At 45.6% G+C, this 14660-nt stretch carries 13 protein-coding genes; 11 read left to right on the top strand and 2 right to left on the bottom strand.

Annotated elements, in window-relative coordinates; all coding sequences use genetic code 11:
- The first annotated feature begins 768 nt into the window (after nucleotides 1-768).
- Both QEP07_RS10845 and QEP07_RS10840 read left to right on the top strand, forming a co-directional pair.
- Nucleotides 769-1281, top strand: a complete 513-nt coding sequence (locus QEP07_RS10845) for a PH domain-containing protein (protein WP_285010109.1) — start codon at nucleotides 769-771, stop codon at nucleotides 1279-1281.
- Nucleotides 1281-1670 (top strand): hypothetical protein, encoded by a 390-nt coding sequence (locus tag QEP07_RS10840; RefSeq protein ID WP_285010107.1) that lies wholly within the window; start codon nucleotides 1281-1283, stop codon nucleotides 1668-1670. Before QEP07_RS10845 ends, QEP07_RS10840 begins: the two co-directional genes overlap by 1 nt.
- A gap of 34 nt (nucleotides 1671-1704) precedes the next feature.
- Here QEP07_RS10840 and QEP07_RS10835 read toward each other — a convergent pair whose 3' ends face one another.
- Nucleotides 1705-1833 (bottom strand): hypothetical protein, encoded by a 129-nt coding sequence (locus QEP07_RS10835; RefSeq protein ID WP_285010105.1) that lies wholly within the window; start codon nucleotides 1831-1833, stop codon nucleotides 1705-1707.
- Between the two features lie 199 nt (nucleotides 1834-2032).
- Here QEP07_RS10835 and QEP07_RS10830 point away from each other — a divergent pair, with 199 nt between their 5' ends.
- Genes QEP07_RS10830 through QEP07_RS10820 form a run of 3 tightly spaced genes read left to right on the top strand, consistent with a single transcriptional unit; the run spans nucleotide 2033 to nucleotide 7140 of the window.
- A complete protein-coding gene (locus QEP07_RS10830) occupies nucleotides 2033-4036 on the top strand; it encodes a DUF3858 domain-containing protein (protein ID WP_285010104.1) in 2004 nt (667 codons plus the stop codon).
- Nucleotides 4033-5928, top strand: coding sequence for a DUF3857 domain-containing protein (locus QEP07_RS10825; RefSeq protein WP_285010103.1), 1896 nt, complete (start codon nucleotides 4033-4035; stop codon nucleotides 5926-5928). Before QEP07_RS10830 ends, QEP07_RS10825 begins: the two co-directional genes overlap by 4 nt.
- Before the next feature lie 57 nt (nucleotides 5929-5985).
- Nucleotides 5986-7140, top strand: a complete 1155-nt coding sequence (locus tag QEP07_RS10820) for an ATP-binding protein (RefSeq protein WP_285010102.1) — start codon at nucleotides 5986-5988, stop codon at nucleotides 7138-7140.
- 27 nt (nucleotides 7141-7167) lie between these two features.
- On the opposite strand, the gene porX is transcribed toward QEP07_RS10820, so the two are convergent.
- Entirely contained in the window at nucleotides 7168-8721 is a 1554-nt protein-coding gene (porX, locus tag QEP07_RS10815; protein WP_256002793.1) for a T9SS response regulator signal transducer PorX, read from the bottom strand.
- A gap of 66 nt (nucleotides 8722-8787) precedes the next feature.
- On the opposite strand from porX, the gene QEP07_RS10810 reads away from it, so the two are divergent.
- The 6 genes from QEP07_RS10810 (at nucleotide 8788) to efp (ending at nucleotide 14633) form a co-directional block, all read left to right on the top strand.
- Nucleotides 8788-10011 carry an HD domain-containing protein gene (locus QEP07_RS10810; RefSeq protein WP_285010100.1) on the top strand — a complete coding sequence of 408 codons (1224 nt, stop codon included), beginning with the start codon at nucleotides 8788-8790 and terminating at the stop codon, nucleotides 10009-10011.
- 50 nt (nucleotides 10012-10061) lie between these two features.
- The gene (lpxD, locus tag QEP07_RS10805) at nucleotides 10062-11120 is read left to right on the top strand and encodes a UDP-3-O-(3-hydroxymyristoyl)glucosamine N-acyltransferase (protein WP_285010098.1); all 1059 of its coding nucleotides are present in this window, start codon (nucleotides 10062-10064) and stop codon (nucleotides 11118-11120) included.
- A 14-nt stretch (nucleotides 11121-11134) separates the two neighbouring features.
- Complete coding sequence (locus QEP07_RS10800) at nucleotides 11135-12547, top strand: bifunctional UDP-3-O-[3-hydroxymyristoyl] N-acetylglucosamine deacetylase/3-hydroxyacyl-ACP dehydratase (RefSeq protein WP_256002816.1); 1413 nt, start codon at nucleotides 11135-11137, stop codon at nucleotides 12545-12547.
- A complete protein-coding gene (gene lpxA, locus QEP07_RS10795; protein ID WP_256002819.1) occupies nucleotides 12544-13329 on the top strand; it encodes an acyl-ACP--UDP-N-acetylglucosamine O-acyltransferase in 786 nt (261 codons plus the stop codon). The genes QEP07_RS10800 and lpxA overlap by 4 nt, the downstream gene beginning before the upstream one ends.
- Nucleotides 13330-13334: 5 nt before the next feature.
- Nucleotides 13335-13955, top strand: a complete 621-nt coding sequence (locus QEP07_RS10790; protein WP_285010097.1) for an ABC transporter ATP-binding protein — start codon at nucleotides 13335-13337, stop codon at nucleotides 13953-13955.
- 117 nt (nucleotides 13956-14072) lie between these two features.
- Complete coding sequence (gene efp / locus QEP07_RS10785) at nucleotides 14073-14633, top strand: elongation factor P (protein WP_256002824.1); 561 nt, start codon at nucleotides 14073-14075, stop codon at nucleotides 14631-14633.
- The last annotated feature ends 27 nt before the right edge of the window (nucleotides 14634-14660 follow it).

The raw sequence follows: 14660 nt of genomic DNA, 5'->3' as shown, positions 1-14660 counted from the left end.
TTATGACCGGGTATTACGGCATAACGTATTTTGTTTTGCATAAGGAAGCAAGCCTGAACTTTAATGCTATTTTCATTTTGCTAAGTTTGATTGGCGCTAATTATTTTTTGCTTTACCGAGGGAAAAAGTATGAGCAAGTTTTTAAGCGTATACGAGATAATGACAATAGTGCTAAATAATTCATTTGCATTCTCTATATCATTTTTACATTTGCTGCATGTTTTTTTGTGATTTTGTTAATGAAGTATCAGAAATACGGCAGTCTATAGCTTTTGATCTGTAATGAACGTACTAAAGGTAATGTACTTCCATGTCTATAACGTTTATTATAAAGATGGTAGTTATAAAAGTGACATTCCTTATTTAACAGCATATTGTATAACGAGCACTTCTTTGGGGTGTTTAGTTCTTACAGCAGTTTCTCTTCTTAATTATAGCTTAACCGGAAATAGGCTATCGATAGAAGTTTGTTTTACGGTCTTTCTGGTATGTTTAGCGATGTTTTTTTACCTATTTGTTTATAATACGAGATACAAGGCCATATATGACCGCCTTAAAGGCTCTAAGTGGGACAATGTATCCATAAAAATAATGGTATGGATTATCATTATCTTTGGTTTTGCATCAGCAGGGCTATATTCTTATATATTTAATAGGTAGCTGGTAATTATGGACAACCTTTGCCTTCGGGAATCTGTGGGTGTTTCAGCAAAAATGGCCACCCTTTTCGCAGCAAAAGCATTATGTTTAACGCTAACTATGGAAGATATGGAAGAATATAAGATGACTTTAAAAAGTCATCTTGATAACGGATGGCTGATCTTTTTGGGTTTAATTATTGGGTTAAATGGCGGTTGGTTATACAAAAAATGGAGACCAAATTCTGATCCTGATGCAGGGTCTATAGGTGGAATCGGCGTGATAGTCATGTTTGTCTTGCCTACGGTAGTTGTTCATGTTAATTATTATTTAGTAAATCGCGGGGATATAGTCCGTTATTGGCCCTCCGAAGGAGTAATTGAGATTTACCACCGAAGAGTAACGACAACCTTTAAGATTGATGATATAGAAAAGATGGTAAGGTCAATGTCGTGTAACAAGTTCGCAAATAGGTCGGGTGTAGCGCCTTGGGAGGAATATAGCCATGTTGTTCTTTTCTTGAAGAACGGAAAGAGGTTTACAATTACCAGCCTGTTAATTAATGATCTGACTTTGCCTATTGAGGACGAAAAGGTTTTTACCAAACAGAATTTTTATCGGTTGGCTAAGAACTACTCATAATGATAGTATTCGATTACATATTTTACAGGGTTGCAAAGTTCTTTTATAAGAAAGATGGGATTGATGCTTTTCGAGCTGTTTGTACTGTAAGTATGATTCAAGGGCTCACATTTGGAGCATTTGTGTTTTCAATTTTGAGAATGATTTTTGGACTATCTGAAACAGCCAAACATGTTAACAGTAGCGGTGGGGTTGGTATAGCTATAGGTGTTATCTTATTAACGCTCAATTACCTTCGCTATAAAGGCAAATATTGGCGCTTCGCAGAACGCTGGAAGGATAGTGAAACGGAACAGCAAAGAAAGTTGCGCGGTGCTTTGGTCATTTTGGCGATAGTATTGCCTGTCTTTCTGGTTTTTTGGATGGGAACTTCCGGATATCGCGAATGAAAGGAAACTTAAAGTTTTTGGCCCTCTACTCTGTTTATGGAAGAATTGAATGAACAAATTCAGGATGGTCTTCCATAATGGCTTTAAAATCCTTCATGGGGAGCACCACAGATATTTTTTTACCTGCGTTGTCGGTTTTGTATTGTGGGCGTACTGTAAGCATATCTAATTTATTTTGCTGCAATGTCTTTCGCCTTTCCTTTTGGAACGGATGGACGCCAGGGACAAATTTGGTCAAATTGTCTATTAAATACAATATGGACAATGGTACTGGCGAAATGGTAAGCTGCGGTACACTTGGAACATGATAAGCGCGTTTCTTTCTGAAATTTTATTTACATTAGTGACGTATAACTCGCTCAATGAAACCATCTAAACGTCTCACGGTATGCTTGCTGCTATCTGCTTGCTGCGCTGCTTTTGGTCAAAAGGCCATAAAATCAAAATCATTTAAATTCGGGAACGTTGACCCCAAAGAATTTGCTACCACAGTTTCTGGTCAGGATTCGGCAGCATCGGCTGTTGTTTTGTTTGATGTGGGGAGTGGCTCTTTCGAGTTTAAGCCGAACGGTCGGCTGATGTACGTTTTCGACCGGCATACCCGGTTTAAGATTCTAAATAAGGAGGGGTATAGTTACGGAAACCTGGAGCTCCCGTTTTACCAGACCGGGGGTACTGGCACGTCTCTGCGAAATATGGAGGCGGCAACATATAACCTGGGCGAGGATGGTAAAATGGTGGTTTCAACAATTGATAAAGACGCGAAGTTTACAGAAAGGACAGATAAAAACTCGACGATAAGAAAGTTTGCCTTGCCTAATGTGAAAGAGGGCTCCATCATAGAATATAAGTACAGGATTGTTTCTGATTTCCTTTTTACGCTCAGACCCTGGTATTTTCAACGAACTATTCCGACGCTGTATTCGCAATACGATGTTACCATCCCAAAGGCTTACAGGTACAGGGTGAATGGTGGGGGGTATATTTATCTTAACCCTGCCCAGGAATATGTGTTGAAAAATTTTTATTTCGATGGCGGACAGGAGAATGTCGACTGTCTCCATATGCATTATCACGCCGACAGTGTGCCCGGACTTAAGACTGAGCCTTTTATCACGACCATAGAGGATCATGTAAGTAAAGTGGAGTTTGAACTGGCTTCTATTACGATTCCGGGGCGGGCTTACGAGGATTATTCGGGTTCCTGGCCAAAGGTTGTTAAAGTTTTGAAAGATGACGAGAATTTCGGCCGTTTTATCGATAGGCGCTCTTTCGCCAAGGCCCTGTTTAAAGAAGGACTGAAGATCAGCGGTAATAAGGACACTGCAATGGTGGAGGTTTTTAACTACGTTAAATCCAACATGAAGTGGAATGAGGAAACGCGGCTGTTTAGTTCTCAGACCAACCCTAAGGTGGTATTCGATAAAAAAACAGGGACTTCGGCCGATATTAATCTGTTATTGCTCGCACTTCTTAAAGAGGCTGGAATTGAGAGTTATCCCGTTTTGCTGAGCACACGCAGCAACGGAACGCATCCGGGACTGCCTATGCTTAGCGGTTTTGATAATGTGATTGTTGCCGCTCAAACCAATGGGAAACGTGTGTTTCTGGATGCCACCGACAGGAATCATGCGCCTGGATTGGTCTCTTTTGAGAACCTGAACCATCAGGGATTGAAAGTGGATCTCGACAATGAGACTTCTGAGTGGATTTCTGTAGATGACGAAAAAATGAGCAGGAGCAACATTACCTATAATCTTAAACTTGATGAAAGCGGGAAATTGCTAGGCGGTAAGCTCTACCTCTCGTCGAGTCAGTATGCGGGCTTGAGGCACCGAAACAGGTTTATTTCAGCGGGCAGTCAGGATGAATATCTGAAGGGATACCGGGCAGACAGGCCAGGCATGGGTATTGCAAACTATGAGATCACGAATCTGGACAAGCCGGGGGAGCCGCTTTTGGAAAGTATGGATGTCCGCATTGAAGACAATGTGGAGGAGGCTGGGGAAATAGCTTATTTTTTACCTCTGCTGTTTGAGCAAACAAAAGAAAACCCCTTTAAGCTGGAAGAGCGGAAGTTTCCGGTCGACTTTGCTTACCCTAATGAGGAAAATTACCGTATCATGGTGGAACTTCCTGAGGGCTATCAGATTCAAACGATGCCTAAGAATGAAAAGGTATCGCTTCCGGACGACGTTGCTTCATTTACATTTATGTGTGCTATGGAGGGTAAAGTGCTTACAATCTTGAGTAAGATAGCCATTAAAAAGCCCGTATTTACGCATGAAGAGTATCATGGGTTAAAGGAATTGTTTAAGAATATCGTCCGTAAGCAGGCGGAGCAGATTGTGTTAAAGAAAATATGAGAAAGTTGAGTTTGCTGTTTGCCCTGGCGTTGTGTCTTTGCAGGGCGGTCGGACAGGAGACGTATCCTGTAAGTAATATTGCGGTAGATATGCTTCGGGGAGCGTCGGTAGTGGTCCGGAATGAAGAGCTTCGCTACGAAGTCAAGAGTACTTCGAGCGCTACAATGACTTACAAAATGGTAGCAACCATTTTGAATAAGGGTGGTGAAGAGGCTGCGGTGATGTATGAGCATTATGATAAATTTTCCAATGTCTATAACCTTAAGGCGACAGTTTACGATGCTCAGGGTAAAAAGATACGGACGTATAAGGCATCCGACTTCTCGGACAGGAGCGCCGTGTCGGAGGGCACATTGTATCAGGACGATCGGGTAAAGTACGCGGACTTCAGTCACTCCGTTTATCCGTACACCGTGGAATACAGTTATGCTGTCGATTACAACGGGATCCGGACTTACCCCGCGTGGATTCCTGTAAACGCCTGGAATATGGCGGTCGAAAAGTCGAGCTTTGTATTTACGGTGCCGGGAAGCCTGAAGTTTCGTTATCAGCAGGGACAGGGTTTAAAGGCAGATTCTGTTACGCTGAAAGATAAGGTTCAATATACCTGGAGCTGCGGACAGGTGAAGGCGCTTGAGTATGAGCCGATGAGTGCAGGGCTCAATCATATTACGCCTTGGGTAAAGCCGGCGCCGAATTTGTTCGATTATGATAAGTCTAAAGCCAGCATTGAGAACTGGGAGCAATTGGGCTTATGGATGTACGGCCTGAGTAAGGATGCGCAAAAATTGCCGGATGTGGTGCGGGCGAATGTTTCGAACCTGACGAAGGATTGTAAGTCGGACCGGGAAAAAATAGCGGTGCTGTACAGGTACCTGCAACAAAATACGCGATATGTTGGCGTTCAGCTTGGTATTGGGGGATATCAGCCAATTTCTGCTGAAAAAGTGTCGGCTGTGAACTATGGCGACTGCAAGGGCCTTTCTAACTACATGAAGGCGATGCTGGAAGCTGTTGGAATCCGTTCACATCTGGTGGTCATAGGCCATGATTTGCCTTCTTTTGATTCATCATTTGCCAGTATAAGTCAGGGCAATCATATGATCTTGTGTGTTCCAATGGAAAAAGATTCGGTATGGCTGGAGTGTACCAGCAGATATCTGCCTCCAGGTTATATTGGGGAGGGAAACTCTGATAGGACGGTGTTGCTTGTGACAGAGAAAGGCGGTCAGTTGGCGCGTACGCCTGCATATCGCCCTGCGCAGAATTTTTTGAAGAGGCAGGTAGCGGTAAGGCTGAAAGGTGAAGGGGACGCAGACATCAGCATTAATACCAGATATGGCTGTGTGCAGTACGAAGACAATATGAGTATGCTGATCGTTGATCCGACGGATCGCCGCAAAAAGCTTCTTCAGGAGTTGAGCATTCCGAATATTCAGTTGGGCGATATCAGCTATGTACAGCCCGATTTGGGCGAGCCTGTGATGCAGGAAAAGCTAAGTATGAAGTCGTCGCAGTTGCTCACCAAGGGTGCGGATAAGTTGTTTCTGACGCTGAACCTGTTGCAGCAGCAACGCTCTGCTCCGGAGTTTTCGGAAGTGAGAAAGACGCCCTTCATTGTTAAATACAGTTATGACGACGATGAGGAGATCATATACACCTTGCCGGAAGGTTACAAGGTTGAGTTTGTACCAAAGGATGTGGTCATTGAGTCTGAGTTCGGAAAGTATACGGCCAGCGTAGTTGCAAAGGATAATGCCTTGGTGTATACGCGCCGTAAAACGATGACAAACCGTACTTACGCGGCAGAGAAATACAAAGATTATGTTGCGTTCTCCAAGAAGATATACCAGGCGGATAAGATGAAGGGTATCCTTGTAAAAGTGCAGTAACCTAGTAAATCCAAACTTAAAGTTGGGATTTACTAGGTTAATCGGTATCTTTGAATCATGATTAAGAGGAATCTTGAGGCGGAAATTAAAAAGAGAATAAGTCAATCCCCTGCTGTGGCGATCTTAGGTCCGCGACAGGTGGGTAAAACTACTTTGGCTAAAAACCTGGCTTCGGATGACCGGCAGTATGTTTATCTCGATATGGAGAACCCTGCGGATCAGGCCAGGCTGGCCGATGCGTATGCTTATCTGAGCCAGTATGAGGATTCGCTGGTAATTATCGACGAGATACAACTGATGCCATCTGTATTTTCCATACTTCGTCCGCTGATTGATGCCAATAGGAAACCTGGGAGGTTTGTTCTTTTGGGCTCTGCATCGCCGCTATTGGTGAGAGGAGTGTCGGAGTCGCTGGCGGGTCGTATATCGTACAGGGAGCTTACTCCGGTTGGCATTACAGAGCTAGAGAACGAGTTCAATTATAGAGCGCATTGGTTTAAAGGGGGATTTCCTGAAGCTTTGCTTGCAACTGATGACGAGAATAGTAAAGCGTGGCTGAATGACTTTATCCGGAGTTATGTGGAAAGGGATCTGGCGATGTTGTTTGGTGTGGCTTTGTCGCCCGTTACCCTGCGTAATTTTTGGAGTATGCTAGCGCACTCTAATGGAAACTTGTTAAATGCTGAGGTGTTTGCGCGTTCGTTGGGTGTAAGCGCAACCACGGTGATGAAGTATCTGGATTTTCTGGAAGGAGGTTATATGGTGAGGAGATTACAGCCTTGGTTTGTTAACGCAAAAAAGCGGCTGGTCAAATCTCCTAAAACATATATTCGTGATACGGGTATTTTGCACAGATTGCTAAATATTCCTTCTTTCGATGCGTTGCTGGGCCATCCGGTAGCGGGCAGCTCGTGGGAGGGCTATGTAGTGGAGCAAATCTATCAGACTAAGCCGGCTCACCTCGACCTGTTCTTTTACCGCACTCAGGCGGGAGCAGAATGTGATTTAGTTTTGGTTGACGGCATCAGACCGGTGGTGTGTATAGAAATTAAGCTGTCGAACGTTCCGTCTGTGTCAAGAGGCTTCTTAAGCTGTATTGATGACCTTCAGCCAGACCGGAGCTACATTGTCGTTCCTGAAGGGGAAAGCTATCCTACGGCGCATAACATTACTGTAATCGGATTAAGGGAGTTGTTGTCTACTTTAAAATAATATAACGACTGCAAGAGGGGCGATTCATTACCTCGTCGTATATGTTACAATAGGTATGATCATCTCTTCCAGGGAAATGCCTCCGTGCTGGAAGGTTTCGTTGTAATAGTTGACGAACTGGTTGTAATTGTTCTGGTACACGAAGTATTTGTCTTCTTTCGCAAAGATATAGTTGGAGCTGATGTTGATTTTGGGCAGGTGGGCTTCGTGCGGGTTTTTGATCAGGAAGACTTCTTTGGCGTTATAGTTCAGATTGCGGCCTTGCTTGTAGCGCAGGTTGGTGTTTGTGTTACGATCGCCGATCACCTTGCTTGGGTTTTTTACCCGGATGGTGCCGTGGTCGGTGGTGATGACAACCTTGACGTTTTTCTGCGACAGGCGTTTCAGCAGGTCGTACAGCGGGGAATGCTCAAACCATGAGAGGGTGAGGGAGCGGTATGCGGCGTCGTCGTTGGCCAGCTCACGGATCATCTGCATGTCGGTACGTGCATGGGAAAGCATGTCGACAAAGTTGTACACAATGGCGTTGAATTCGTTTTTAAGCAGGTTGTTCAGCTGGTCGTTAAGTGCCCGGCCATCGTCGTAGGTCAGGATTTTATGGTAGCTGAACTTGCAGTCTTTTCGCAAGCTGCGCTTGATCTGGTCGGCCAGAAATGCTTCTTCGTGCATGTTTTTGCCGCCTTCATCATCGTCGTTTTGCCAAAGCCCCGGGAAGCGTTTTTCCATCTCCAGCGGCATAAGCCCCGAAAAAATAGCGTTCCGAGCGTATTGCGTTGCCGTGGGCAGGATGCTGGAGTAAATGTCTTCTTCTTCCAGCCGGAAATATTCGGTTATGAGCGGGTTTATGATGCGCCACTGGTCATACCGAAGGTTGTCTATCAGGATAAAGAAGGTAGGTGTGGTACTGTTGATGAGCGGGAACACCTTTTTCTTGAGCAGCTCGTTGGACAGTAAAGGGGCCTGATCCTGACCGTTTACCCAGCCTAAGTAGTGGTCTTCTATGAACTTGGAAAACTGTGCATTGGCCTCCGATTTCTGCATGGTGAGGATTTCGTGCATCTGCGGATCGTCGAGCTTTTCGAGCTCAAGTTCCCAGAATACCAGTTTTTTGTACACATCAACCCATTCCTCGTAGGTAAGCTTGTCGTTTAAGGTCATGCCCAGTCGCCTGAAATCCTGCTGATAGGCCATCGAGGTGCGCTCGCTAACGAGGCGCTTATTGTCGATCAGCTTCTTGATGGTGAGCAATACTTGCTTGGGGTTTACCGGCTTGATCAGGTAATCATCAATTTTGGAGCCGATGGCATCTTCCATCAGGTTTTCTTCTTCGCTTTTGGTAATGAGGACTACCGGGATATCATTGTTCAGGTTCTTTATGGCCGTCAGCGTTTCCAGTCCGCTTAGTCCGGGCATGTTCTCATCGAGAAACACGAGGTCGAAATGTTCTTTGCCAAATGCTTCGAGGGCGTCGTTGCCGTTTGTAAAGGTGGTTACCTGATAGCCTTTCTCGTTTAAAAGAAGGATGTGCGGCTTTAACAGGTTAATTTCGTCATCGGCCCATAGAATCTTGGTCTCCTGCATGTATCGGATAGTTTGAGTTGTGAATAAAAATAGCAATTTTTGTACCGTATAAATTTATTTCACCTATTGAACAAAAAGAAAATTATAAATGATCCGGTTTACGGGTTCATTAATATACCTTCAGCTTTCGTCTTCGACCTGATCTCTCATCCTTATTTTCAGCGGCTTAGATATATTAAACAGTTGGGCATGACGCATCTGGTTTACCCTGGCGCATTGCACACACGGTTTCATCATGCCCTTGGCGCCATGCACCTGATGGGTTTGGCTATTGAGGTGCTGCGGAATAAAGGTCAGCACATCACCGCCGAGGAAGAAGAGGCCGCTACGGTGGCGATCTTGCTGCATGATATTGGTCACGGTCCTTTTTCGCATGCCCTGGAGCACTCGCTTGTACATGGTATCAGGCACGAGGCTATTTCGATGCTGGTGATGGAGCGACTGAACGAGGAGTTTGAGGGAAGGCTGACCGGCGCTATTCAGATTTTTAAGGGGCAGTACCACAAGCCTTTTCTTGCGCAGCTGGTTTCTGGTCAGCTGGATCTGGACCGGATGGACTACCTGAACAGGGACAGCTTTTTTACGGGCGTGAGCGAGGGTGTGATCAGTTCCGACCGGATCATCAAGATGTTTAATGTGCTTAATGATGAGCTGGTTATTGAGGAGAAGGGGATTTATTCCATTGAAAAGTTTCTGGTGGCGCGTCGACTGATGTACTGGCAGGTGTATCTGCATAAAACGGTCGTTTCGGGCGAGATGATGCTGGTGCAGATCTTAAAGCGGGCGAAATTGCTGGCTGTTTCAGGTGCAGAACTGTTTGCTACGCCTTCCCTGGCTTATTTCCTTACGCGGAACCTGAACAGTGCGGATTTTTTTAAGGATCAAAGTCATTTGAAGGAGTTTTTGAAGCTTGATGATCAGGATATTTTTGCTGCGGTGAAGGTTTGGAGCGGGCATGAAGACAAGGTGCTGTCGGCGTTATGCAGCATGATGATAAACCGCCATCTGTATAAGGTGGAGATTAGCAACAAGGCTCCCGATCCGCTGCGGGTGCTGAATATCCGTGATCAGGCCATGGAAAAGCTGGAATTGACGGCCGAAGAGGCGGAATATTTTGTGTTTACGGATGTCATTACGAACAGGGCGTACGATCCGGGAAGCGGAAGAATTAGTATATTAATGAAAAATAACCAAACTACTGATATTGCAAAAGCTTCCGACCTGTCGAATATCGAATCGCTCGATAAAACCGTTAGAAAGTATATTTTATGCTATCCTGCGTCGATTTAACGCGCCGTTAGTTTATTTGTTCATGTCAATTTAACATTTAACTTTGTAAAATGCAATTTACTGCCAAGCAGATTAGCGAATTTATCGACGGAACCATTGAGGGTGATGAAGATGCAAAAGTAAGTGAGCTTTCGAAGATTGAAGACGGTAAATCTGGCTCCCTTTGTTTCTTGTCTAATCCGCGCTATGAGAATTTTTTGTATAGCACAAGTGCTTCGGCAGTGATTGTGAGCAGGGACTTTGTGCCCTCACAACCTGTTAAGAGCACACTGATAAAAGTGGCGGATCCGTATAGTGCTTTTTCCATGCTCCTGGAGCGCTACAATGAGGCTGTAGACCAGTCGCGTTTGCAGAGTGGCATAGAGCAACCGTCTTTTATTCATCCAACAGCTAAGATCGGCGCCAATGTTTACGTGGCGGCATTCTCTTATATCGCAGAGAATGCGGAGATCGGCGACAATACCAAGATCAATTCGCAGGTGTATATCGGGCAGGGCACGAAGGTTGGTTCGGATTGTACATTATATGCGGGGGCTAAAATTTATCATAATTGTGTGGTCGGAAACCGTGTGCTGATTCATGCGAATGCGGTGATTGGCAGCGATGGTTTTGGCTTTGCCCCGCAGGCTGATGGTACTTATTCCAAGATTGCCCAGATTGGCAATGTGGTGGTGGAGGATGATGTGGAGATTGGTGCCAACACTACGATTGATCGTGCAACGATGGGCTCTACATTTATACGCCAGGGTGTAAAACTCGATAACCTGATCCAGGTGGCGCATAATGCAGATATCGGTGCGCATGGGGTGGTTGCCGCCCAGTCGGGAATATCCGGCAGTACCAAAATAGGTGAACGTGCGGTGATTGGCGGTCAGGTGGGCATAGCAGGGCATCTTTCGTTGGCTAAGGGTACGCAGATCGGTGCCCAGGCGGGGATCAATTTCAACATCGAAGAAGAAAACAAACAATGGCACGGTAGTCCGGCGCAGCCGCTGCGCGAATGGATGCGTGCTTCTGTCATATTCAGACAGCTTCCGTCTGTAGAAAAAAGGATTGCAGCGCTCGAGGCAAAAATTAAGGAGCTAACCGCATTAAAGAACACAAAATAGACCAAGAGAATAGCATGAATGTTAAGCAAAAGACGATAAAAACCGAGGTATCGGTAACGGGAGTAGGCTTGCATACAGGGGCAAACGTAACACTTACGTTTTGTCCGGCACCTGAAAACCACGGCTTTAAGTTTCAACGAATAGATTTGCCGGGAGAGCCGGTTATTGACGCGGATTGCGATAACGTAACGGATACCGCAAGGGGCACGACGATATCACAAAACGGGGCCAGCGTAAGCACAGTGGAGCACGTGATGGCTTCTTTAGTGGGTATGGACCTGGATAATGTGCTGATTAAGCTGGACGGGCCTGAAACGCCGATTATGGACGGCAGTGCCATACAGTTTATTGAAGCGCTTGAGGCGGCGGGATCTCAACTGCAGGCGGTAGATCGTGAGTATTTCCAGATTCCGCATAATATTACCTATACCGAGGCCGACAGGAAGGTGGAGATTGTAGCGATGCCGCTGGACGATTACCGCTTTACCTGCATGATCGATTATAATTCGCCGGTGCTTGGCAGTCAGCACGCGGGCATTACAAGCATTGCAGAGTTTAAAAAGGAGATCGCTTCCTGCCGGACTTTCTGTTTTTTGCATGAACTGGAGTATCAGTTGCAGAACAACTTAATTAAGGGGGGCGACCTGAACAATGCGATTGTGATTGTGGATAAGGAGGTGACTAAAGATGAGCTGGATCACCTGGCTACGATCTTTAACCGCACAGCCATGGAAGTAGCGCCGCAGGGTATCCTGAACAATATGGAACTGCGTTATCAGAATGAGCCGGCCCGTCATAAGCTGCTCGACATGATCGGCGATCTTGCGCTGGTAGGGGTTCACCTGAAGGGCCATATCATGGCGGCGCGCCCTGGTCACGCCGCAAACGTTGCCTTTGCCAAGAAGATTAAAGCAGCTATTAAAAAAGAAAAGAACAAGAAGGTACAGCACGTGTACGATCCAACGGTTAAGCCGCTTTACGACACCGTGCAGATCATGAATATTCTGCCGCACAGACAGCCCTTTTTGTTTATCGATAAGATCCTCGAACTCTCGAAAACACATGTGGTTGGGGTGAAGAATGTGACTATGAACGAGGAGTTTTTTAAAGGGCACTTCCCTGGCGCTCCGGTTTTTCCCGGGGTTATTCAGATTGAGGCTATGGCGCAGACCGGCGGGGTGCTGGTGCTGAGCACGGTACCTGATCCTGAAAACTACCTGACCTTGTTCTTAAAGATCGATAATGTACGTTTCAGGGCCCAGGTTTCTCCTGGAGATACGATCGTGTTCAGATGTGATTTGATGGAGCCTATCAGAAGGGGCATAGCCCAAATGAAGGGCGTGGGAATGGTAGCCGGTAAAGTTGTGGTAGAAGCAGAGATGATGGCACAGATCGTTAAAGTTAAAGACACTGAAGTTCCGTCATGATACAACCATTAGCGTATATACACCCGCAGGCTAAAATTGCTGACAACGTAGTTATCGAGCCTTTTGCAGTGATTCATAAGGATGTGGTGATCGGAGAGGGTACCTGGATAGGCTCTAATGTGGTGATCATGGACGGCGCGCGGATCGGAAAGAATTGCCGGGTGTTCCCGGGGTCGGTTATTTCCGGCGTTCCGCAGGACCTTAAATTTGCCGGAGAAGTAACAACGGCTGAGATAGGTGATAACACGACCATCAGGGAGTGTGTAACGATTAACCGCGGGACGAAGGATAAGTGGAAGACGGTGATTGGGAGCAATTGCCTGATCCAGGCTTACTCGCACATTGCGCATGATTGCGAAGTGGGCGACTACTGCATCTTTTCGAACAGCACAACGTTGGCGGGGCATATTACTATTGGTAACTATGTGGTTCTGGCCGGACTTGTGGCCATACATCAGTTTGTAAAAGTAGGTGCTCATGCTTTCGTTACAGGCGGTTCTTTGGTTCGTAAAGATGTTCCTCCTTACGTTAAGGCTGCGCGGGAGCCGCTTTCTTATGCCGGGATCAACTCTGTGGGCTTAAGAAGAAGGGGCTTTTCATCTGAGAAAATCAACGAGATTCAGGAGATTTACCGGGTGCTTTTTGTAAAGCATAACAATGTGACCAAGGCGCTGGATATGATAGAGGCAGAATTTGCGCCTACGGAGATCCGCGACGAGATCGTTGACTTTATCCGCAACTCGAACAGGGGGGTGATGAAGGGCTTCGGTTCGGGTAGCTAAACCGCATGGAGATCTTGCTTGACAAGGCGGGCAGAAGGTTTAACCAGGAATGGGTATTCCGTAATTTATCTTATCGCTTTGTGTCTGGCCAGTCTTATGCTGTTCTCGGTGCAAATGGCTCGGGTAAGTCTACGTTGTTAAGCGTGATTCTGGGCAGTTTATCTTTGTCGGAAGGCGAACTGAAATATGTGCATCAGCAAAAGGATTTGCGGATAGAGGATTTCTACCGGTACGTAAGTTTTGCAGCGCCTTACCTCGACCTTATTGAGGAGTTTACACTCGAAGAAACGGTCGAATTTCATTTTCGTTTTAAGGGTTATTATCCCGGCCTGGACCAGGCATCTGTGCTTGAGATACTGGAGCTTTCTAATGCGCGGCACAGGCCTCTTAAATACTTTTCTTCAGGTATGAAGCAACGTACAAGACTAGTGCTGGCCTTGTGTTCGGACACGCCTGTGCTTGTTCTGGACGAGCCGGCATCGAATTTAGACAAACAAGGACTGGCCTGGTATCAACAACTGATCGGCAGGTTCACTTCAGACAGGCTTGTCGTGGTTGGATCTAATCAGGAAGACGAATATTCCTTTTGTAATCATTTTGTTGAGATGGCGGATTTTAAGGGATAAGATTTATCTTTGAGAGGAGCTAAAAATAATTTTAAAATAGGTATTGTATAATTAAAAAATAGTCTGTACCTTTGCGGCACGAAAAAGGGCCGGTAGTATGGGCGCAATTTCAGGAAAATGGCAAAAGCATCAGATATAAAAAACGGCAACATCCTTCGCTTCAACGGAGAACTGGTACAGGTTGAGGAATTTATCCACCGTACACCAGGTAACCTGCGCGCTTTTTATCAGTCTAGAATGCGAAACGTGAAAACCGGTAAACTGGTTGAATACAGGTTTCGTGTTGACGAAGAAGTAGAAATTTGTCGTGTAGAAACCAATGACTATCAGTATTTATACGAAGATGGTGATGCATTGGTGGTGATGGACAACAACACGTTTGAGCAGTTCAATATCCCTAAGGTATTATTCGGTAAAAGTGTCCGCTTTTTGAAAGAAGGCATGAACGTGATCATCGCATTTGAAAGTGATGAGCCGATCATGGCGCAAACGCCTTCTCATGTGGAATTGGAAGTAACGTACTCTGAGCCTGCTGTAAAAGGAGATACTTCTACAAATGCATTGAAGTATGCGACCGTAGAGACAGGCGTAGAGATCAAAGTGCCTATGTTTATCAATCAGGGCGATAAGGTTAAGATTGATACTCGTACAGGTGATTACGTAGAAAGAGTAAAATAAGAATTTTCATAGTTTAGTTTTAGGTTT

The organism is Pedobacter faecalis (assembly GCF_030182585.1).
Classification (GTDB): domain Bacteria; phylum Bacteroidota; class Bacteroidia; order Sphingobacteriales; family Sphingobacteriaceae; genus Pedobacter; species Pedobacter faecalis.
Note: the sequence above shows the minus strand (reverse complement) of the source record. Positions and strands in the feature narration are given on the sequence as shown.